Origin of the sequence: Enterobacter sp. 168J2, assembly GCF_034107265.1 — a bacterium.
Lineage (GTDB): Bacteria > Pseudomonadota > Gammaproteobacteria > Enterobacterales > Enterobacteriaceae > Enterobacter > Enterobacter nematophilus.
On sequence record NZ_JAWNEB010000006.1, the window covers coordinates 213,888 to 234,028 of the forward strand.

Sequence of the window (20,141 nt, forward strand, 5' to 3'; positions counted from 1 at the left end):
GATGAAATAAACAAAAGAGAGCGTGTATTAAATGGAACAGAAAATTGCATTGGTTGTATGTGGTAAAGAAATTGTTTTCGCGCCTAACCAGACCGCCTATAACAAATTCATTAATGAAATGGCGATGGATAACAAGGTTGCCCCGGCGCATAGCTATTTAATCCGTATTGTTGAACCGGAAAGTAAAGATGCGCTGGCTGAGCTTTTAAAACGTCCGGGTGCCGCATTGCAGCTGGCTGGCAAGGTAAATGAAATTTACGCGCCTGAGCTGGAAATTGAAGTAAAAAACTGACAAAGCGAGTCCGGGCTATTGAAAGAAACGGGCTCGATCAGTTTTTAATTTTACGCCGCCACTATTTACCCCACGGGGAAGATTCTATTGACGATATTGCCGCCGCTGTCTGGCTGGATAATCGCCAGTGGGAAAATATGCGTATTGCTGTTGCAAACGGAATAAGCACTGCTTTTAAAGGCGATGAATGAAACAGTTAGATTTTACATTAAGCCTGATCGATAAATTGTCCCGCCCGTTAAAACAGGTGCAGAACAATGTGACCGGCTTTGCGGAAAAATCGACGGCAGCGTTTACGAAGATAGGCGGCGGGGTGCTGGCGCTGGCCGGAACGGGAATGGCCATTAAAGGCGCGTTGTCTCCGGCCATTGAAATGTATGACGCGCTGAATGAGGCGGCCGCAAAAGGTATCGACGATTCTGCGCTTAAAACTGTCCAGCGTGACGCGCTGACGTTCAGCGCCACATACGGAGCCAGCGCGGTGCAGTTTGTTCAGTCCACTGAATCAATCAATGCGGCCATCGCCGGGCTGACCGGGAACGAACTGCCGAAAGTGACCAAAGTCGCCAACGTCCTGGCGTTTGCCATGAAATCAACCGCGGCAGAAACGTCGGAATTCATGGGGCAGATGTTTGGTAACTTTGCCTCTGATGCCGCCCGCCTGGGCAAAGTGCAGTTCGCTGAACAGCTGGCCGGAAAGATGGTTTACATGCGCAAGACGTACGGCGCGGAAATGGCCACGATCAAAGACCTGATGGAAGGCGCGCGCGGCGTGGGGACAAACTACGGTGTCGGGCTGGATGAACAGCTGGCCGTGCTGGGGCAGCTGAGCCGTACGCTGGGAACGGAAGCGAGCAGCGCCTACGAAGGCTTTATGACGGGCGCGATAGATGGCGCTAAAAAGCTGGGGCTGTCCTTCACTGACGCTACCGGAAAAATGCTGTCCATGCCTGAAATGCTGGCGAAGCTACAGGGCAAATATGGCAAGAGCCTGGAAGGGAACCTGAAAGCACAGGCGGAGCTGGATGAAGCCTTTGGGGACAGTTCGGCGGTGGTTAAGCAACTGTATGGCAACGTGGCGCTACTTCAGCGGAATATTACCGAACTGGGCGGTGCTGACGGGCTGAAGCGTACCCAGGAAATGGCGGCCAGAATGGTGAAACCGTGGGATCGCTTTATTGCCATTCTGACGGCCATCAAAACCGTGATTGGCCTGACGCTGATCCCGGTGCTTTACCCGCTGCTGAATCGCCTAGCAGATATGGGGCAGACCTTTGCACGCTGGATGCAGCTGTTTCCCAATATCGCGCGGGTGGTGGGTTATGCCACGATGGCATTGTTGGGCTTTGCTGCTGTAGGTGCTGTGACCAATATCGTTATGGGCGTTTCCTCGTTTGTAATGGGGGGACTGCGTGGGCTCTGGAAAGCCCTTACATCGGTAACGAAGATTTACACCGCGACAATCTGGCTGGCGCAAAAGGCCGTGCTTATCTGGAATATTACGCTGGGCGCACTGCGCGGAATACTGCTGGCGGTTCGAATGGCAGCGATTATGGCCGGGGTTGGTATCAATTTTATGAGCTGGCCTGTTCTCCTGATTATTGGCGCGATAGCGTTGCTTGTGGCCGGGTGCTATCTCCTGATAAAGCACTGGGACGCTATCAAAGCGGCGGTAATGAATACTGAAGCTTTTACAGCTGTGGCCGCAGTAGTTCAGTGGCTGGCTGGGGTCTTTGCCAGCGCCTGGCAATTTATCACTGACGGCTGGAATAATTTCATTGCGTTGCTTAAGGGGTTTTCACCTTCCGAAGCTTTAAGCGGAATGGCCAGCGGCATTGTGTCCATGTTTGATAAGGTCTGGCAGACCATCAAAGGAAGTTTCCTGAAGTCATGGAACTGGATTGTAGGAAAATTAAATAAAATACCGGGCGTAGATATTGCGCTGGCCGCAGAGCCGCCGCCAGATATTAAAAGGAATAATCCGCCGCAGGTAGTTGCGGGAAATACAAGTCAGCCTGTTAATGTGCCACCGATGCCGTACAACATTAAACATGTAGAGCAACCAGCGATAGTAACGCCAGAAATAAAACAAGTGACATATGGCGGGAATATTACGCAGCAGTTAACGCAAAACACGTTATTACCTGAGCCACCGCCAGCAATTGCCCCCAGTGTGCTTTTAACAGGTGGGGAGCTTAAAGGCGTTGAGCGTGGCGGGATCAGTAAAACCATAAACAGCAATTCAAAATCTGTTACGGACAATAGCCGCAAAATTGACACGGTGAATATTTATCCGAAAGAGACGCTTTCACCGGGACAGTTGCAGGAGTGGCAGGAGCTAAACCCATGAGTGATTTGCTTTACATCGATCTGCTGATTGAAAACGGTAATTTTGTTCTGAATACCGGGAAAGAGCCTGAGCTGTGTAATAACCGCAAAAGTATCGGGCAGGACATTATTCACAACATTCTGGAAAGCGGTCTGGCCACGCAGCTGGTTGGCGAACGCAGCCCGACTTTACGCGCGGATATCTTCACGCAGCTGGAGCTGCTGATTGAAGAGGATGAACGCATTGTGCCGGGTACGGTGGATGTGAGTGAGGAAAGCCAGAAGCGGTTATGGGTGACGGCGAGCACGTATGACTTTGGCGGAATATCAGCACAGGTGGAGCTATGACAGAAAAGCCGCAGGTTGATTTTGAAGAGGTGGTGAAGTCCAGCGGGATGCCCGTTACGGAAGAGGCGGTGCGCACCCGCTTCAACGCCATCGCCGCGCAGGAAGGGCTGATTACCAACACGTCGCGCATGTCTCCGTTCTGGCGACTCATTACCGCCATTGTGACCGCGCCAGTGATGTGGCTGAAGGATGCGCTGGTTTCGGTGGTCATGACCAATATGTTTGTGGCCACAGCGGGTGGGCAGATGCTGCGTCTGCTGGCCTGGGCGGTGAATGTCACGGCTAAACCTGCCAGCGCTGCGGAAGGTGTGATCCGCTTTTACAAGGAAGATTCAAAACAGGCCGTCACCGTGGCGGCGGGAACGGTAGTCCAGACCGAAAGGATTAACGGCAAGGTTTACGCCATGGCCACGGTTGCTGACGTGGTGATCCCGTCCGGCACGGCAAGTGCTTTGCTGGTCGTCAAAGCCACCGGAACGGGCGGGGCGTACAACCTTGCGCCGGGCTATTACCGTATTTTGCCCGTGGCCGTGGACGGTATCAGCCATGTAGCCAGCGAAGAGGACTGGCTGAGCGTGCCGGGCGCGGATGAAGAAAGTGATGACGAGCTGCGCGAGCGCTGCCGGAACCAGTTCAACCTGGTGGGGAACTACCACACGGACGCGGTTTACCGTTCGATGATTGCGAGCGTGGCCGGACTGAGTATTGACCGGATTTTCTTTCTGCATGATGCGCCCCGTGGTCCGGGTACAGCGAACGCGTATCTGTTGCTGGATAGCGGGGTAGCGTCTGAGCCGTTTATTGAAGCAGTTAATGACTACATCAATACGCAAGGGCACCACGGCCACGGGGACGATATGCAGTGTTTTGCCATGCCGGAAACCCGCCACGATCTGAGCGTTACGGTTTACGTCAGGAGCCTGGGAAACCTTGAACCGGAACAGCAGGACACGCTGAAAAAAGGGATTGAAAACCTGATCCGCTGTGCTTTCAGGGAAAACACGGATTATGACGTGAAAAAGACATGGCCTTATTCCCGGTTTTCATTCTCCCAGCTGGGGCGGGAGATTCATAAAACCTTCTCTGATGCGGATTCGGTTGAGTTTTCACTGAAAGATATTACGAGCGATCTGGATGTACCGCGCCTCAACTCTTTAACGGTGATTTTGCAAGATGACTGATTTTCTGAAAAAGCTGGCCAGCATGGCGCTGCCGTCCTGGATGAATAAGGGCGAGCCGCTGAAATTGCTAAAGACCGCGCGAATATTCTGGGCGGAAGTGTACGACTGGATAACATGGCCGCTGCGGCAGTTTGATCCGCTGACCTGTATAGAGCCGGTTCTGAATTTAATTGCTTATGACAGGGACATTACCCGCTTTAGCGGTGAACCGTTAAGCCTCTTTCGCAAGCGTGTGGCCTATGCCTTTATCAATGCGCGTGATGCAGGTTCGGTTGAGGGATTTATTAACATTTTCGAGCGGCTGGGGATTGGTTACGTGGAGCTGGTTGAACGCCAGCCGGACATTGACTGGGACGTGATCCTGGTGCGCGTCACGGACAGCCAGATTGCAGACAACACGCAGCTGATGATTCAGATAATCCGGCAGTACGGGCGAACCTGCCGCCGTTATCAGTTTGAAGTGATCACATCTGACAGCCTGGCCATCCGGGCGGGATGGGATCAGGGGGAATACGTGGTTTATCCGGCTCGTCTGAACAGCATGGTAGCCAGCGGCGCAACGTTTAGCGCGAGTTTATAGGGAGAATTTATGTCACAGACAGCTATCACACTGGCCTTTGAGCAGTGGAAAGCCAGCCAGGCGGTAACGGGTGAGCCCGTTCTGCTGGATGAATTTGTTTTTGCCAACGTTCCGGGGCTGGATGCCAGTAAGCCGATTGATCGCAATGAAACGTTGCCGCCAGATGCGCAAATTGTTCACCGTCAGGCTGTAAACCGTAAGGGCGTAGTAAACGAAAATGCTGTGGTGCATTCCGCTGTGCTGGGTGCAGATGTGGGTGATTTTTCATTTAACTGGATTGGGCTGATTAATAAGGCAAGCAACACGCTGGCCATGATTGTGCATGCGCCTGTTCAGCAAAAGCTGAAAACGAAGGATGGCCAGCAGGGAAACGTGCTTACCCGTTCATTTTTGATGGAGTTTAACGGCGCACAGACTGAAACCGGAATCAACACGCCAGCGGAAACCTGGCAGATTGACTTCACTGCCCGTATGGCCGGGATGGACGAGCGCCAGCGCCTGGAAAATATTGACCTGTACGGCGCTGCGGCATTCTTTGGTGATGGCTATCTGGTTGGTAAAAATGGGGCGCAGTATTTTGTAACGCCAGGGGTGGGGTATGTGCGCGGTCTGCGTTCACAGCTGGCGGCCGTTCAAAACATTACAGTGACAACTAAGCCGGTTAAGGTCTGGCTGGACGTGGCCTGGACGGGAACGCTAACAAGTGCCTGGGCGGTGGAAAGCAAAATCACGGTTGCGGACGCTTTGGCAGACTATGTGCAGGGCGGAGTACAGCATTATGTGTTTGCGGTGGCCAGCGTTGATGCAAACGGCAACGTCACCGATCTGCGTCCGAAAGGAACGCTTGATGATCAGGCCGCCAGTGATGCACTGAAAAAACACGAGCAGTCCCGTAATCATCCTGACGCAACTACGGCGGCCAAAGGGTTTACCCAATTAAGCAGTGCCACGAACAGCGATTCAGAAGCGCTTGCTGCAACGCCTAAAGCGGTTAAGGAAGCGTATGACCTTGCAAACGGAAAATATACAGCTCAGGACGCAACCACGACGCAAAAGGGGATCGTCCAACTTAGCAACGCGACAGATAGCACTTCTGAGACGCTTGCAGCGACACCGAAAGCGGTAAAGGTGGCGAATGATAATGCGAAGTCTGCTAATGACAATGCTAATGGCCGAGTGCCGTCAGTAAGGAAGGTTAACGGCCACGCGCTGACCGAAGATATTAATATAACCGCACAAGACATTTTTAACGGCCAGGCCATTCCTATCGGAAATGCCGTCGACCTGAATACGCTGATTACACCGGGTCTGTACTACCAGCCCGCGAACGTTCAGGCGGAATCGGGGCGTAACTATCCTGAGCCCGCTGCTGGCTCGCTGGAAATTTACAAACACGCGGGTATTACGCAGGTTTACCGTATATATTCTAATTCAGGTACTTATATCCGCACATTTTACAACGGTGTGTGGTCAGCGTGGACAATGCAATATGACTCGGCTCATAAACCGACCCCGTCAGATATTGGCGCTGTATCGGCGAATGGCGGGAATTATTATTCTACATTCCGATTTGGTAGCGTAGGAACCGTGCCTACAGAAAGAAATACGGCGTCGCTTGTCAGCGCCCAGGGTGGTGCTGGAAGTATTGTCTCTGGAGTTGCTTTCGAATGGTACGATAATGCGATGGTTCTCGGCCTTGTGAGAGGTGACAGCTATAATACGCTAGGGTTCGCTCTTTGGTTGGGCAATAAGAACCTTTTTAATATTAGCCCTTCAGGGAATGCTGGACTGGCAGGTAATTTAGTTTCTGATGGTAGTATTTATGCAAATTATTTACAAACATCCGGGGATGTGCGTTCTGAGCGCAATATCAGTAGTAAGGGGATAATTGAGGCAGGGGGTGGATTGTTTGATACTCCGGGTGTTCGCGTGTATTCGCCAAACAACATGCCTCCACAGCAGGATTTAAGCCCTTATGCAACTACATCCTGGACTATAGCGAATTTCCTGCAAGGCGGAATCAGATTGGCTTCACCGGGAACAGCAGATAACGGCAATAACGATAATGCTTTTGCGTATGCACCAAATGGTGCAGTCGTTACCGCTGTGCAACAAAAAACAAACTATACAGCGGTTCAATATCGTTATGTCCAATATAATATCGGCGGAAACTGGTACACAGCATGGGTGGCCTAATGACAATGCAATCTGGTATTTTTAAACAATATGACCCATTAGAGAAATGGGGGGAATATACCCCGGCGAAAGTAGCTAAACTTACGCCAGAGGAACTCGAATTATATTACATTGCCAAATCACCGGGGATAAATATTATTTTTCTGAAAGATGAAAATGGTAATGACTGGTATCAGTGGCTTAAGACGCTTTCAAAAGAAACGCTAAAAGTATCATTTGATCCGGAATCAAAAGAAATCGTTCACTTTTCTTATGACGCAAGCGCAATTTTCCCGGTTAATCAGATAGTCGTTGAAATCGCGCCGGAGGATATACCGGAGGAATTTACCGCTGCGGGCGAGAAAGCCTTAGGCGGAGCATTTCTTTTTGATGGTGGAGCGATTATTGCCGCACCAGTTGATTATGAGGCAGAAGCACAACGTAAAAAACTGGAGTTATTAAACCAGGCGAATAACGTGATTGCCACGCTTCAGGATGCGATTGACTTTGATATGGCCACTGATGAAGAGGCCGAAGGACTTACACAGTGGAGAAAATACCGTGTGTTATTGAGTCGGGTTGATGCTACTGCACCTGTCTGGCCGGAGGTGCCGGGAAATGTGGCGTGAGGCGCGGATTGCATTCAGTGATTCAGTAGCCGCGCTGAATTGTTCCGTTATCCCGGTGCATCCGTGGGTTTACGGAGTAGGGCAGCAGACAGAAAACGGTGCGTATCTTAGCCCGGTAAACGCGATCAATTACCTGGCTGAGAAACTGGCCGGAACGGGTGGAGCGGCGGATATCGTGATCATGATGGTTTCTGGCCAGACGCATGACAGCTTTATGGCCAGCCTGAATAAGCTTGTAGATGTGTTCCCCAGCCCTGCATTTACCCAGGTGCGGAGGCTGGCGCAGTCTGCCGCGCAGCTGGCTACGGAGAAGATGCAAATCCCGGCGAAATACAGCCAGAGTTTGCCAGCGGCGATCCCGCTATCCGTCCCTACAAGCCGCGCAGCCCTGGCGGCCGCAGCGGTGAAAAAAGCCCAGCAGGAAGCCGCAGCCGTCGCGGATTTGACGGGGGTAAAAAAACTGATGGGAGAGTTTAAACAGCAGCGGGACAGCCTGATTTCTGGCATTGCCAGCGGATTAACGGAATTGCAGGGTAAAAGCGCCAGGGCATGGGTGTTCACAGCCAGCGGCGATCTGCCGTCAACGCTTCTGGAGCTGGTAAAAGGGATTCCGCTTCAGTCCTCCGTGTACACCGCCGCCATGATGCTGGTTGGCGACAATCTCGACGGCATAAAAGGAATGATCCATGACCTCGAACCCGACACTGGCGCTTAACGGCGAAGCCATTTTGCTGAAGAACATGCGCGTGACCGTATCGCAGCAATTTCAGGACAAAGACCAGTCCGGCCAGACGAGCGCAACCACGAAATCAGAGCAGGGCATGAAAGGCAAAGAGCTGCGCGTGTCCGGCGAAATTCCTTATAAAAATCCGGAGATCCTGCGCCGTATCTTTGAGCTGGCCAGCGCGACAGATACCAGCGGCCAGCGCCAGAAATACCGTGTTGCGCATGAGGCGGCGCGGGCGGTGAATTTCCGTGAGGCGATTTTTACCGGAACCCTGGACGCGCCGCCGCAGGACGGGCGCATGTCCTGGCTGGTTACGTTCACACTGACCGAACATATCAGCGTGCAGGAAAAACGTGAGGCCAGGGCAAGCGGCAAAACCAAAGCCGTGAAGCAAACGGCGGGAAGTGGCGGCGGCCAGAACGGTGGCCAGGCCGCTGGCGAGGAAGAAGAAAAACTGACGTGGTTTGAACGTAAGGTGCTCAAGCCCGTGAATGATGCACTGGGATAAAAATGAAGCCGATTAAACGCCTGTACCTTTCAACGGATGAAATTCACCTGGCTGATGCCAGCCTGGTGCTGGAGCTGAACAGCTGCGGCCGGGGCTTTATTACGGCCGGAACAACGCAGGACTATACGGGGAAGCTGGTGCGTCTCGATGTGGGTTACACCGATCTGGTGTTGCGCTGGTTTACCGGGTACGTGGAACGCTCGCAACCTGCTGAAAACGGCTTTCAGCGCCTCTTTGTCCGGGAGCTGGTCGGCGTATTTGAACGCCTCTGGCCATGTTCGTTTCAGCATCCCACGCTGCGCGATGTGGCCAGCTGGCTGACAGAGCACAGCGGGTTAATCTTCAGCGTGCCGGATGCTGATTACTCAGACCGTCCGATCCCACATTTCACCCACAGCGGGACGGGGTATCAGCTGCTGGATAATCTCGGAAAGGCTTTCGGCATTACGGATTACGTCTGGTATCAGCTGCCGGACGGCGCGGTATATGTTGGCGGCGCGGAAAAAGCCCTGTTTGCTGGTCGCCAGATTGAGATCCCACATGAATTTAATCAGGGGGCGGCCGGGGGGAACTCAATGACGCTTCCTCTGGTGCAGAGTCTGCGCCCCGGCGTGGAGCTGAACGGGGAACGGGTGACAAAAGTCCACCTGCAAAATGACACGATGGCTGTCACCTGGACACCCCGCAACCGTGCGACGGGTAAGCCACTGCAAAAAACACCCGTTCAGCGCCAGATTGAAAGCCATTATCCGGAGCTGGCATCCGGGATGCATTTGCCAAAGTTTGGCCGTGTGATGAATCCCGTTGAGGCAGTAAAAAGCGGCAATTTCTCCGATCCGTTCCGTCCCCGCTATGCGGTTGACGTGCAGCTGCTGGACGCGGACGGCAACCCTGAAAAAAACACGCCTGTTTATTCGGCCGTTCCGCTGCCGGTTCCTATGGCGGGTAATGATTCGGGGATGTTCCAGTTTCCGCCTGAAGGGACTCTGGTCGAAATCGCTTTTACTGGCGGACGGCCGGATAAGCCTTTTGTGCGGCAGACCGTGCCGGACGGAACCAGCCTCCCGGATATCCAGCCTGGCGAACAGCTGCAACAGCAGCGCGCGGAAGTATCGCAGCGCGTCACCCAGGCGGGGGACTGGGTGAGGCAGACAGACCAGACGATCAGTGAAACCTCTATGGCGCGGGTGGTTAAGGCCGATACAGAACAGCGGGAGCTGGTCAGCCGGGAAACAACAGTTAAGGCCACGGATAAACTTACCGTGCTGGGTACGTCCACATTGCTGGCCGGAGCCATTCAGCAGGTGTGTACGGGGGATTACAGCCAGGCAGTCAATAACCGCGTGGTGAGTATCGGCGGCAATGATGAAACAGACATAGCCGGGAACCAGACAGTCACAACGGGTAAAGACCTGATCGAGAAAATTGGCCAGATACGTAAAAGCGTGGCGGCCGTGCAACAGCAGATTATTGCCCCGGTGGTGTGGATTGGCTCTGGCACTATCAACGTGGCACAGCTGATGCTCGACACGCTCGACGTGGTTAAAGAGCTGGCAGAGCAAACGGCAAGCCACACGCACAGCAATACGGGAGCACCGACCAACGCGGGAGCCATCCGGAACACCGGAACGAAAGCGGAGACGCTGAACGGCAAATATTCCCCGGTGATTGGCAAGTAAACCTGTCCAGAACATAACCCGCGAAAGCGGGTTTTTTTATGCCCTCTATCCCCAGGCGGGGATATCTCTTTTCTTACCTCTTAAGCAGCTATCGCTACGCGCTGTCAGCGGCGTTCTGGCGCGTTCAGCCTTTTCGCACACTCAGAGGCACCCTTAAAACAGATCATGCCCACAGCGGGGCGCTGGCGCGTCACAGCACGGCCAAAAAAATCTTTCGCAGACCAAAATCGCACTACACCGCACCCGCCTGCGGTTTTTGGATCATAAAAATTTTTCAGTTTTATTTTTCTACAAACCATACCGCCAGACCGCGCCAGTGCTGGCGGCTATGTGTAAAACCAGAACTGAAAAGTTTGAAAAGAATTTCAGTGTTTTTCAGTTTGAAGGATCTGTGGAGGATTTAAGGGTTCTATTTAACTTATTGAATAATATGATTAATAATGATTTTACGTGATATTTAAAGGATCTCTACGATTACGGAGTTCAACAGCCAGGAATCGCTTTAAGTCAATACTGGCGGGGATTACATGCTTGTCGAGAAAATTTCAGAAACTGAAAATATAGACAGTTCGTCGTGTCACGATGATTTTTAGCTAGAAGTTTATGTATGATCATCGGACTTATCTTAATAAGGGAACATCAGTGGAAATTATTGAGACCAAATTATTTGGAAGAGTCAAAGCCCCTACAAACGTCGCAGAGCTTATAAAGATTGCCGAAGGGGTATCTTCTCGAATGTCCATTGTCCATATGTGGCGAGGGCAGGGAGATATTGATTGGCCAATTCATAGTGCTGCTTATCGTAGACTGAACTTAGGTCGTCGTAAGGTCACTGAACGTAGGATGCGTGACTATGAATTAGATTTATTAAGAAGGGCGCGTCACAGAGGTTATGGATATGAGGATGGCAGAAGGCTGGCAGATTTTGAGGTTTTGGCAAAGCTTCAGCATCATGGTGCCGCTACCCGTCTAATTGACTTTTCGAGGAATATTTTAGTTGCGCTCTGGTTTGCCTGCAATTCTGAAAAAGGCAAAACGGGTCTTTTGTTTGGTCTCCACACAGATTATATCAACGGACAGGAGGAAGAAGCAGAGGAGCGGGAGTACAACCAAATATTTATAGATGGCGAAAGCAACGCGGGTGCTACTACGTGGGAACCTCCTGCTGTTACTAAAAGAATCGCCGCCCAAAGTGCCCAGTTTATGTACAGTATTGTAAGCGATCATAAAATGGGGAGTTTAGATATTGACCACAGGGAGGGCGCTTATCTTCCAATAGCCATCACTGCGGATGTCAAACAAAAATTCCTGAGATCCTTAGAGGGCACTTTCGACATCAGGGCAGTTACTCTGTTTCCTGATCTTGATGGCTTTTGTCATGCGAATACGGAGCACTTCAGACAGTGGGATTCATCAAGATGGTGACTTTTAAAAAATGTCGCCACTTAGTCGCTAAATGTTTGATTTTAATTTAAATCATTGATTTATATTGTTTTTATTTTCGTGAGATAAAAAAAGCATTTTTGCAGCGTTGAAGCCAACGGGCAGTTGATAACTTAGCCTGTCCCCCAGATGCGAAAATTTTATGCGACACTTTTGCGACACTCATGCCGATGTAAACAAAAAAGCCACTCATCTGAGTGGCTTAATTATATGATTCTAAAACCAAAATTTGGTGGCCCCTGCTGGACTTGAACCAGCGACCAAGCGATTATGAGTCGCCTGCTCTAACCACTGAGCTAAGGGGCCGTGGCGGTGAATTATAAAGTAACTCCCCGCAGCAATCCAGCCATTCACTCCTGCTTGCTGTTTTTATAAACAACGCATAATCAATCCTTTATACTTCTCTAACGATGTATCGATCGGGAGTAAAGATGATCAACGATATTCTTGCACCAGGCCTGCGGGTGGTGTTCTGTGGAATCAACCCGGGTAAGTCCTCGGCGCACACCGGTTTTCACTTTGCCCATCCGGGGAATCGCTTCTGGAAGGTGATTTACCAGGCCGGGTTTACCGACAGGTTACTCAAGCCGGAAGAGGAGCAGCATCTGCTGGATACGCGCTGCGGGATCACCATGCTGGTCGAGCGGCCTACGGTGCAGGCGAGCGAGGTCAACCTGCATGAACTGCGCAGCGGCGGGCGGGAGCTGGTTAAGAAAATTGAAGACTATCAGCCCGCCGCGCTGGCGATCCTCGGTAAGCAGGCCTACGAGCAGGCGTTTAGCCAGCGCGGGGCTAAGTGGGGTAAGCAGAATATAAGCATCGGCGTGACGCAGGTGTGGGTGCTGCCGAATCCGAGCGGGCTCAACAGGGCGACGTTGGATAAGCTGGTGGAGGCGTATCGGGAACTGGATGAGGCGCTGATGGTGCGTGGGCTTTAGCTCCTCTGCGGCCTGATACCCTTACCCTGGCCCTCTCCCACAGTGAGAGGGAATAAACAAAAAAAAAGCTCCCGAATGGGAGCTTTTTGCTGTTTACCTGGATTAGTCGTCCAGGAAGCTACGCAGCACTTCAGAGCGGCTTGGATGACGCAGCTTACGCAGCGCCTTCGCTTCGATCTGACGGATACGTTCGCGGGTCACGTCGAACTGTTTACCCACTTCTTCCAGCGTGTGGTCGGTATTCATGTCGATACCGAAACGCATACGCAGCACTTTTGCTTCACGGGCGGTCAGGCCGGCCAGAACGTCGTGCGTGGCAGCACGCAGGCTCTCGGTGGTGGCAGAGTCCAGCGGCAGCTCGAGGGTGGTATCCTCGATGAAATCACCCAGATGCGAATCTTCATCATCACCGATTGGCGTTTCCATGGAGATCGGCTCTTTGGCGATCTTCAGCACTTTACGGATCTTGTCTTCCGGCATCAGCATGCGCTCGGCCAGCTCTTCCGGCGTCGGCTCGCGGCCCATCTCCTGCAGCATCTGGCGGGAGATACGGTTGAGCTTGTTGATGGTCTCAATCATATGCACCGGAATACGGATGGTGCGCGCCTGGTCTGCGATAGAGCGGGTAATCGCCTGACGGATCCACCATGTTGCGTAAGTGGAGAACTTGTAACCACGACGGTATTCAAACTTATCTACCGCTTTCATCAGACCGATGTTACCTTCCTGAATCAGATCCAGGAACTGCAGACCGCGGTTGGTGTATTTCTTGGCGATAGAGATAACCAGACGCAAGTTCGCCTCAACCATCTCTTTCTTCGCACGGCGGGCTTTCGCTTCACCGATGGACATGCGACGGTTGATGTCTTTGACCTGCTCGATGGTCAGGCCGGTCTCTTCTTCAATCTGCTGCAGCTTCTGCAGACCGCGATAGACATCGTCCTTCACGTCGTGCAGTTTTTCAGACCACGGCTTGTTCATCGCGATAGCCGCGTTGAACCAGGTTTCGCTGGTTTCGTTGCCGGTGAAGAGGGTGATGAAGTTCTTCTTCGGCATTTTGCACTGCTCAACGCACAGCTTCATGATGATGCGTTCCTGGGTGCGTACGCGATCCATCATCACGCGCATGCTGTTAACCAGGTAGTCGAACTGTTTTGGCACCAGGCGGAACTGTTTGAACACTTCAGACAGCTTCAGGATCTCTTCCTGAGCGGCGGCATGGCTGCGGCCTTTCGCTTTGATGGTGTCACGCGTTACTTCGTACTGGGTACGCAGCTCGGCAAACTTCTCACGCGCCAGTTCCGGGTCGATGCTGTTGTCATCGTCCGCGCTGTCGTCGTCTTCTTCCTCATCTTCGTCTTCGTCGTCATCCATCTCTTCCTGAGACAGCTCAGAGCCGACGTGAGTGGCGGTAGGCGCCATATCTTCTTCAGCGTTCGGGTCGACAAAACCGGTGATCAGGTCAGACAGGCGCGCTTCTTCCGCTTCAACGCGATCGTACTGCTCCAGCAGATAGGTGATCGCTTCAGGGTATTCGGCAACAGAGCACTGAACCTGGTTGATCCCGTCTTCGATGCGTTTTGCGATGTCAATTTCGCCTTCGCGGGTCAATAGTTCAACGGTACCCATTTCGCGCATGTACATGCGGACCGGGTCAGTGGTACGCCCGATTTCAGATTCCACGCTGGACAGTACCTGTGCAGCAGCTTCTTCCGCATCTTCGTCAGTGTTGTTGGAGGTTTCAGCCAGCAACAGATCATCGGCATCCGGTGCTTCTTCCATCACCTGAATGCCCATGTCATTGATCATTTGGATGATGTCTTCGATTTGATCTGAATCGACGATATCTTCCGGCAGATGGTCATTGACCTCGGCATAGGTCAGATAGCCTTGCTCCTTACCGCGTTGGACAAGAAGTTTCAGCTGTGACTGCGGGTTTTGCTCCATAAGACGGTATCCACACTTAATTCGTTTGATTGGTGTCGGCGATGGGGCTGCCAACCTTTAAAGCGAGGGCGTACTTATATTTTTGCCGCTGCCTCTCAGTGCGGCTGTCGGGGGCTTCCCGATCGATATTCGGCACTTAAGCCGTTAAATTCATTTGCGGGCGCGTGCTTCAGTAATCACACGCACCTCTTCGCGTTCTGCCGGCGTTAACCCATGGGTCCGCGAGCGCGCGATCAATTCAGAGAGTCGCAGCTCAAGCATCGAATCAAACATATGGTTGAGCGAGTCGGTGAACGTTTTTTCTGCAATATCCTTATCTGCTATATCGTCCCACATCGACAGTTTTTCAAGGGTAGCGGCCTCTTTTGTGCCGCGATAATGCTCTAAAAGTTGTCCGGTGGTCAGACCTGGCTGAGACAAACAAGTGTTGACCAGTTCTGAAAATAAGCCAAGCCCGGGCAACTTTTCATGGTTCAAACCCGCCAGCGACGGCACTTGCGGAGCAAGCTCGGGGTTTTGTACCAGCAACCCTATAAGTATACGCATGGTTGTGCGTTTTAGCTGAGGCGCGGGGCGAACCGTGCCGTTTTCAGCCTGTTTAGGCATTAAACGTTCAAGCTGGCTGTCATCCAGAATGCCGAGCTTGTTGCCTAACTCCTGACGCAGGTAGATGCGCAGCGTTTCGCCGGGCACCTGGCTGATTAACGGCAGCGCCAGCGTACTGAGCTGCGCGCGCCCGTCAGGGGTACTCAAATCAACCTGCGGCATCAGGCTGTTAAACAGAAACGTGGAGAGCGGCTGTGCCTGCTCCATCCGCGCTTCAAATGCCGCTTTGCCCTCTTTACGCACCAGCGTATCCGGGTCTTCACCGTCGGGTAGAAACATAAAGCGTAGCTGACGCCCGTCGGTCATATACGGCAGCGCGGTTTCCAGCGCTCGCCAGGCGGCGTCGCGTCCGGCCCGGTCACCGTCGTAACAGCAGATGACGTTGTTGGTCACCCTGAACAGCAGTTGAATATGATCGGCGGTGGTGGACGTACCTAGCGACGCAACGGCGTAGTTAATGTCGTACTGCGCCAGCGCAACGACGTCCATATAGCCTTCGACGACCAGCAGACGCGGAGGTTCCGCGTTGTCCTGCTGCGCCTCATAAAGACCGTAAAGCTGGCGGCCCTTATGGAAAATATCGGTTTCCGGAGAGTTGAGGTATTTCGGCAGGGCATCACCCAGCACGCGACCACCAAAACCAATTACCCGGCCACGCTTGTCGCGGATCGGGAACATCACCCGTTCACGGAAGCGGTCGTAGCTTCGTCCCTGGTCGTTGGTGACCAGCATGCCTGCGTCGATGAGAGATTTACGATCTTCGCTATTGCCGCCAAAACGCTTTAACACGTTGTCCCAACCGGGCGGGGCGTAACCAATAGCGAAACGCGCAATCACATCGTCGCTCAGTCCGCGCTTGTTCAGATACTGACGCGCAGGCTCAGCCGCAGAGTGCTTAAGAGACTGTTGGTAAAACGAATTCAGGCCATCCATCAGTTGATACAGCGTTTGCCGCTGATGGCGCTCGATCTGACTTGGCCCACTGCCTGCTTCATAAGGCACTTCAAGGTTATGCATCGCCGCCAGCTCTTCGACGGTTTCAACGAACTCGAGCTTGTCGTAGTTCATCAAAAAATCGACGGCATTACCGTGTGCGCCACAGCCGAAGCAATGGTAAAACTGCTTTTCACCGTTTACGGTGAAGGAGGGGGTTTTTTCGTTATGGAACGGACAGCACGCATGGTAGTTCTTGCCCTGCTTTTTCAGCTTTACCCGCGCGTCGATGAGATCGACGATGTCGGTTCTGGCGAGCAGGTCATTGATGAAAACGCGTGGGATTCTTCCGGCCATATGCCCCAAAAATTTAAGCGACTTATAAACGAAAACAAGCCGCGCATTCCTTCCGGAAGCACGGCCTTACGACTACTACTCTGTCTGTCAATTGAGGGCGTTGACCCTCAAGAGATTAGTACAGACGAGTACGGCGTGCGTTTTCGCGAGCCAGTTTCTTCGCGTGACGTTTCACAGCGGAAGCTTTAGCGCGCTTACGTTCGGTCGTTGGTTTTTCATAAAACTCACGACGACGAACTTCAGCCAGAACACCTGCTTTCTCGCATGAACGTTTGAAGCGACGCAGTGCTACGTCGAACGGCTCGTTTTCACGTACTTTAATTACCGGCATGTAACTCTCACCTTTAATAAATTCGGTTTGCCGCTGGCATCAACGCCAGCTTATTTCAAAATGGTGCGGAATTTTACTGCAAATGCTGCTGCTTTGTAAAGCACCGATGCGATTTTGAAAGGGACTTTAATAAGGGTGAGGAGTATACACGAGCCTTCTTCCTGGGGCGAACAAAGTTTTACATCAACCCGCCCAGGCTCTACACTGCGCGGTATTGAAACGAGGTAAAACAAGTCATGCGTGTACTGGGTATTGAAACATCCTGCGATGAAACCGGCATCGCCATTTACGACGACGAAAAAGGGCTTCTGGCCAACCAGCTGTATAGTCAGGTGAAATTGCACGCTGACTACGGCGGCGTCGTACCTGAACTGGCCTCTCGTGATCACGTGCGTAAAACGGTTCCCCTGATTCAGGCGGCGCTGAAAGAGGCCGGATTAAGCTCTACCGATATTGACGCCGTGGCCTATACCGCGGGGCCTGGTCTGGTCGGCGCGCTGCTGGTTGGCGCGACGGTTGGCCGTTCTCTGGCGTTTGCGTGGGATGTGCCGGCAATCCCGGTTCACCATATGGAAGGGCATCTTCTGGCGCCGATGCTGGAAGAGAACCCGCCAGAATTTCCGTTTGTGGCGCTGCTGGTCTCGGGTGGGCATACCCAGCTGATTAGCGTAACGGGCATTGGCAAGTACGAGCTGCTGGGCGAGTCGATCGACGACGCCGCCGGTGAAGCCTTCGACAAAACCGCCAAGCTGCTGGGTCTGGATTACCCTGGCGGCCCGATGCTGTCAAAAATGGCGTCACAGGGAACGGAAGGGCGCTTTGTCTTCCCGCGTCCGATGACCGACCGTCCTGGGCTGGACTTCAGCTTCTCCGGGCTGAAAACCTTCGCGGCGAATACCATCCGCAATAACGACGACAGCGAGCAGACCCGCGCCGATATCGCCCGCGCGTTTGAAGACGCGGTGGTGGATACGCTGATGATCAAGTGCAAGCGCGCGCTGGATCAGACCGGCTTTAAGCGCCTGGTGATGGCAGGTGGTGTGAGTGCCAACCGCACGCTGCGCGCGAAGCTCGCCGAGATGATGCAAAAGCGTCGCGGGGAAGTGTTCTATGCCCGTCCGGAATTCTGTACCGATAACGGGGCGATGATCGCCTACGCCGGGATGGTGCGCCTCAATGCGGGCGCAACGTCCGACCTGAGCGTGTCCGTGCGTCCGCGCTGGCCGCTGGCGGAACTGCCGGAGGCGTAACCCCCCTTATCCTTGCCCTCTCCCCACCGGGGAGAGGGAAATTTACGACTACACCCGCAGCATCCCTTTCTCTTCCAGAAACGCAATAATCGTTGCCAGGCCGTCACCCGCTTTAAGATTGGTAAACGTCCACGGACGCTCGCCGCGCATGCGGTTGGTATCGCGCTCCATCACCTCCAGCGACGCCCCCACGTATGGCGCGAGATCGGTTTTGTTGATCACCAGAAAATCGGATTTAGTGATCCCCGGCCCGCCCTTGCGCGGGATTTTTTCCCCTTCGGCCACGTCGATCACGTAAATGGTCAGATCCGCCAGCTCCGGGCTGAACGTCGCGCTGAGGTTGTCCCCGCCGCTTTCCACGAAGATCAGATCCAGATTGCCGAACTTCTCGCTGAGTGCTTCCACCGCCGCCAGGTTCATCGAGGCATCTTCGCGGATGGCGGTATGCGGGCAGCCGCCCGTCTCCACACCCACGATGCGCTCCGGCTCCAGCGCGCCCGCTTCGGTGAGGATGCGCTGATCCTCTTTGGTATAGATATCGTTGGTGACCACCGCCAGATGGTAGGTGTCGCGCATTGCCTTGCAAAGCGCTTCCAGCAGCGCGGTTTTGCCTGACCCTACCGGGCCACCCACGCCCACGCGCAGGGGATGTTTGTAATCAGCCATGTTGACTCCTCAGGAACGGAATAGTCGTGAATATTGTGTTTCGTGGCGCGCGGAGGCGATGGCGGACAGCGGTGTTGCTGCCCCCAGCGCGTCGTCGCTACGTAAAAATGCCTGTTCAAGCCCGGCGGCGAAATGGTCGCTCAGCTCTATAATCAGCTGCTGCGCGGCCTGTTGCCCGAAGGGGACCAGCTTGACGCCCGCCATCACCGCGCTCTCAATCCAGCTGTAGCCGAGGCTCAGCGCCAGCTCGCGCGCGCCAATGCCCCAGCGCACGCCGAGCCACGCCATGCCGCAGAGCTGGCTCTGCGCAAACAGCGGCAGCCACTCTGCCGGGCAGTCCGGCTCCCAGCTTTTAATCAGACGCGTAAAGGCCGCCCCGCGGTTGCGCTCCTCTTCGCGCAGCTCGCGCGTTTCTCTACAAGCGAGCAGGTATGCCGTCCAGCGTTTGGCCGTCGCCAGATCCTGCTGCTCGCAGGCCCGGAAAAGCCGGATAAACAGCGGCACATCGACGCAGAAAAAACTCTGCTCCATCTGCTGGATCTGCCAGCGTCTGAACGCGTCGGCGTTCGTGACCCAGCCCGCCTCCACGGCCCACTCCAGCCCCTGCGACCAGGTAAACGACCCGACCGGCAGGCTGCTGCTCGAGAGCTGCATCAGGCGTAGCCACTGGCGCGTGCGATCCATCAGCTCATCAGCGCCAGCAGGGCGGAGACGATCAGCCCGCCGCCGAAGGTTTTACGCAGGCCGTCGTGACGTCGCAGCAGCAATCCCGCCGCGAAGCTCGCGCACAGCACCGTGGCGCTGGCGAACATAAACCCGCTGGTGAAAAGCCAGAAGCTGTGGCCAGACATCTCCACGCCGTGCGCCCAGCCGTGGAACATCGCCAGGGCAGGTACCGCCAGCAGCAGGCGGTTTTCGGTTTTAAACATCATCACGCCGCAGACCGCCAGCGAGGCGATAATCAGCATCTCCATGCCGCTGAAGCCGCCGAGCAGGCTTCCCGCAATGGCGCCAACGAGCATCATCCCGAGGGTGGCAAACGGCAGCAGGAGCTTGCGGCCGCTCAGCGCCGAGAGCACGCCTGCCCCCGTCAGCATCAGCAGGTGATCGAGCCCGGTCAGCGGATGGAGAAAGCCGGCCTGGAAGCTGTCGGTACCGTGTCCCGGATGCGCGAGCGCCGGAACGGAAAAGGCCAGCAATAACAAAGGCAAATACTTACGCAT

General features: G+C 53.8%; 20 protein-coding genes and 1 tRNA gene. 14 read left to right on the forward strand and 7 right to left on the reverse strand.

The window, feature by feature from the left end:
- Positions 1-31 precede the first annotated feature (31 nt).
- From USG84_RS16930 to USG84_RS16980, 12 genes are all read left to right on the forward strand, one after another.
- Positions 32-292 carry a putative phage tail assembly chaperone gene (locus USG84_RS16930; RefSeq protein ID WP_151414032.1) on the forward strand — a complete coding sequence of 87 codons (261 nt, stop codon included), beginning with the start codon at positions 32-34 and terminating at the stop codon, positions 290-292.
- A 47-nt stretch (positions 293-339) separates the two neighbouring features.
- A complete protein-coding gene (locus tag USG84_RS24075) occupies positions 340-483 on the forward strand; it encodes a DUF6890 family protein (protein WP_370991228.1) in 144 nt (47 codons plus the stop codon).
- Positions 480-2,642: a phage tail tape measure protein gene (locus tag USG84_RS16935; RefSeq protein WP_151414033.1), complete on the forward strand. Its 2,163-nt coding sequence runs from the start codon at positions 480-482 to the stop codon at positions 2,640-2,642. Before USG84_RS24075 ends, USG84_RS16935 begins: the two co-directional genes overlap by 4 nt.
- A complete protein-coding gene (locus USG84_RS16940; protein WP_151414034.1) occupies positions 2,639-2,968 on the forward strand; it encodes a DUF2590 family protein in 330 nt (109 codons plus the stop codon). Before USG84_RS16935 ends, USG84_RS16940 begins: the two co-directional genes overlap by 4 nt.
- The gene (locus USG84_RS16945) at positions 2,965-4,149 is read left to right on the forward strand and encodes a baseplate J/gp47 family protein (RefSeq protein ID WP_151414035.1); all 1,185 of its coding nucleotides are present in this window, start codon (positions 2,965-2,967) and stop codon (positions 4,147-4,149) included. The genes USG84_RS16940 and USG84_RS16945 overlap by 4 nt, the downstream gene beginning before the upstream one ends.
- The gene (locus USG84_RS16950; protein ID WP_151414036.1) at positions 4,142-4,729 is read left to right on the forward strand and encodes a hypothetical protein; all 588 of its coding nucleotides are present in this window, start codon (positions 4,142-4,144) and stop codon (positions 4,727-4,729) included. The genes USG84_RS16945 and USG84_RS16950 overlap by 8 nt, the downstream gene beginning before the upstream one ends.
- A 9-nt stretch (positions 4,730-4,738) precedes the next feature.
- Positions 4,739-6,925 carry a tail fiber protein gene (locus tag USG84_RS16955; protein ID WP_151414037.1) on the forward strand — a complete coding sequence of 729 codons (2,187 nt, stop codon included), beginning with the start codon at positions 4,739-4,741 and terminating at the stop codon, positions 6,923-6,925.
- Positions 6,925-7,533, forward strand: coding sequence for a tail fiber assembly protein (locus tag USG84_RS16960; protein ID WP_320738384.1), 609 nt, complete (start codon positions 6,925-6,927; stop codon positions 7,531-7,533). The genes USG84_RS16955 and USG84_RS16960 overlap by 1 nt, the downstream gene beginning before the upstream one ends.
- Complete coding sequence (locus tag USG84_RS16965; RefSeq protein ID WP_248216883.1) at positions 7,523-8,248, forward strand: hypothetical protein; 726 nt, start codon at positions 7,523-7,525, stop codon at positions 8,246-8,248. The genes USG84_RS16960 and USG84_RS16965 overlap by 11 nt, the downstream gene beginning before the upstream one ends.
- On the forward strand, positions 8,220-8,768 hold the full coding sequence (locus USG84_RS16970; protein ID WP_248216886.1) for a hypothetical protein: 549 nt from the start codon (positions 8,220-8,222) through the stop codon (positions 8,766-8,768). Before USG84_RS16965 ends, USG84_RS16970 begins: the two co-directional genes overlap by 29 nt.
- A gap of 2 nt (positions 8,769-8,770) precedes the next feature.
- Complete coding sequence (locus USG84_RS16975) at positions 8,771-10,447, forward strand: hypothetical protein (RefSeq protein WP_320738385.1); 1,677 nt, start codon at positions 8,771-8,773, stop codon at positions 10,445-10,447.
- A 642-nt stretch (positions 10,448-11,089) separates the two neighbouring features.
- Positions 11,090-11,872, forward strand: a complete 783-nt coding sequence (locus USG84_RS16980) for an FRG domain-containing protein (RefSeq protein ID WP_129318373.1) — start codon at positions 11,090-11,092, stop codon at positions 11,870-11,872.
- A 248-nt stretch (positions 11,873-12,120) separates the two neighbouring features.
- On the opposite strand, the gene USG84_RS16985 is transcribed toward USG84_RS16980, so the two are convergent.
- A tRNA-Ile gene (locus tag USG84_RS16985) sits at positions 12,121-12,196 on the reverse strand.
- A 125-nt stretch (positions 12,197-12,321) separates the two neighbouring features.
- Between USG84_RS16985 and mug the strand changes: the two genes are divergently transcribed.
- The gene (gene mug, locus USG84_RS16990; RefSeq protein ID WP_151414041.1) at positions 12,322-12,828 is read left to right on the forward strand and encodes a G/U mismatch-specific DNA glycosylase; all 507 of its coding nucleotides are present in this window, start codon (positions 12,322-12,324) and stop codon (positions 12,826-12,828) included.
- 102 nt (positions 12,829-12,930) lie between these two features.
- Here mug and rpoD read toward each other — a convergent pair whose 3' ends face one another.
- The 3 genes from rpoD to rpsU form a co-directional block, all read right to left on the reverse strand.
- A complete protein-coding gene (rpoD, locus tag USG84_RS16995) occupies positions 12,931-14,775 on the reverse strand; it encodes an RNA polymerase sigma factor RpoD (protein WP_028014473.1) in 1,845 nt (614 codons plus the stop codon).
- A gap of 150 nt (positions 14,776-14,925) precedes the next feature.
- Positions 14,926-16,671, reverse strand: coding sequence for a DNA primase (gene dnaG, locus USG84_RS17000; protein WP_061097018.1), 1,746 nt, complete (start codon positions 16,669-16,671; stop codon positions 14,926-14,928).
- Positions 16,672-16,786: 115 nt separating this feature from the next.
- The gene (gene rpsU / locus USG84_RS17005; RefSeq protein ID WP_001144069.1) at positions 16,787-17,002 is read right to left on the reverse strand and encodes a 30S ribosomal protein S21; all 216 of its coding nucleotides are present in this window, start codon (positions 17,000-17,002) and stop codon (positions 16,787-16,789) included.
- A 236-nt stretch (positions 17,003-17,238) separates the two neighbouring features.
- Between rpsU and tsaD the strand changes: the two genes are divergently transcribed.
- A complete protein-coding gene (gene tsaD / locus USG84_RS17010) occupies positions 17,239-18,252 on the forward strand; it encodes a tRNA (adenosine(37)-N6)-threonylcarbamoyltransferase complex transferase subunit TsaD (RefSeq protein ID WP_024906472.1) in 1,014 nt (337 codons plus the stop codon).
- 48 nt (positions 18,253-18,300) lie between these two features.
- Here tsaD and ureG read toward each other — a convergent pair whose 3' ends face one another.
- Genes ureG through USG84_RS17025 form a run of 3 tightly spaced genes read right to left on the reverse strand, consistent with a single transcriptional unit; the run spans position 18,301 to position 20,141 of the window.
- Positions 18,301-18,918, reverse strand: a complete 618-nt coding sequence (gene ureG / locus USG84_RS17015) for an urease accessory protein UreG (protein ID WP_014071813.1) — start codon at positions 18,916-18,918, stop codon at positions 18,301-18,303.
- Between the two features lie 9 nt (positions 18,919-18,927).
- Positions 18,928-19,602, reverse strand: a complete 675-nt coding sequence (locus USG84_RS17020) for an urease accessory protein UreF (protein ID WP_151414042.1) — start codon at positions 19,600-19,602, stop codon at positions 18,928-18,930.
- Entirely contained in the window at positions 19,602-20,141 is a 540-nt protein-coding gene (locus USG84_RS17025) for a HupE/UreJ family protein (RefSeq protein WP_080328244.1), read from the reverse strand. Before USG84_RS17025 ends, USG84_RS17020 begins: the two co-directional genes overlap by 1 nt.

Coding starts and splice junctions, on each gene's coding strand:
- USG84_RS16975 (WP_320738385.1), top strand. CDS start 8,771: ATGAAGCCGATTAAACGCCTGTACCTTTCAACGGATGAAATTCACCTG.
- ureG (WP_014071813.1), bottom strand. CDS start 18,918: ATGGCTGATTACAAACATCCCCTGCGCGTGGGCGTGGGTGGCCCGGTA.
- rpsU (WP_001144069.1), bottom strand. CDS start 17,002: ATGCCGGTAATTAAAGTACGTGAAAACGAGCCGTTCGACGTAGCACTG.
- USG84_RS16970 (WP_248216886.1), top strand. CDS start 8,220: ATGACCTCGAACCCGACACTGGCGCTTAACGGCGAAGCCATTTTGCTG.
- USG84_RS16930 (WP_151414032.1), top strand. CDS start 32: ATGGAACAGAAAATTGCATTGGTTGTATGTGGTAAAGAAATTGTTTTC.
- USG84_RS16935 (WP_151414033.1), top strand. CDS start 480: ATGAAACAGTTAGATTTTACATTAAGCCTGATCGATAAATTGTCCCGC.
- tsaD (WP_024906472.1), top strand. CDS start 17,239: ATGCGTGTACTGGGTATTGAAACATCCTGCGATGAAACCGGCATCGCC.
- USG84_RS16940 (WP_151414034.1), top strand. CDS start 2,639: ATGAGTGATTTGCTTTACATCGATCTGCTGATTGAAAACGGTAATTTT.
- dnaG (WP_061097018.1), bottom strand. CDS start 16,671: ATGGCCGGAAGAATCCCACGCGTTTTCATCAATGACCTGCTCGCCAGA.
- USG84_RS17020 (WP_151414042.1), bottom strand. CDS start 19,602: ATGGATCGCACGCGCCAGTGGCTACGCCTGATGCAGCTCTCGAGCAGC.
- rpoD (WP_028014473.1), bottom strand. CDS start 14,775: ATGGAGCAAAACCCGCAGTCACAGCTGAAACTTCTTGTCCAACGCGGT.
- mug (WP_151414041.1), top strand. CDS start 12,322: ATGATCAACGATATTCTTGCACCAGGCCTGCGGGTGGTGTTCTGTGGA.
- USG84_RS16960 (WP_320738384.1), top strand. CDS start 6,925: ATGACAATGCAATCTGGTATTTTTAAACAATATGACCCATTAGAGAAA.
- USG84_RS16950 (WP_151414036.1), top strand. CDS start 4,142: ATGACTGATTTTCTGAAAAAGCTGGCCAGCATGGCGCTGCCGTCCTGG.
- USG84_RS16955 (WP_151414037.1), top strand. CDS start 4,739: ATGTCACAGACAGCTATCACACTGGCCTTTGAGCAGTGGAAAGCCAGC.
- USG84_RS17025 (WP_080328244.1), bottom strand. CDS start 20,141: ATGCGTAAGTATTTGCCTTTGTTATTGCTGGCCTTTTCCGTTCCGGCG.
- USG84_RS16945 (WP_151414035.1), top strand. CDS start 2,965: ATGACAGAAAAGCCGCAGGTTGATTTTGAAGAGGTGGTGAAGTCCAGC.
- USG84_RS16965 (WP_248216883.1), top strand. CDS start 7,523: ATGTGGCGTGAGGCGCGGATTGCATTCAGTGATTCAGTAGCCGCGCTG.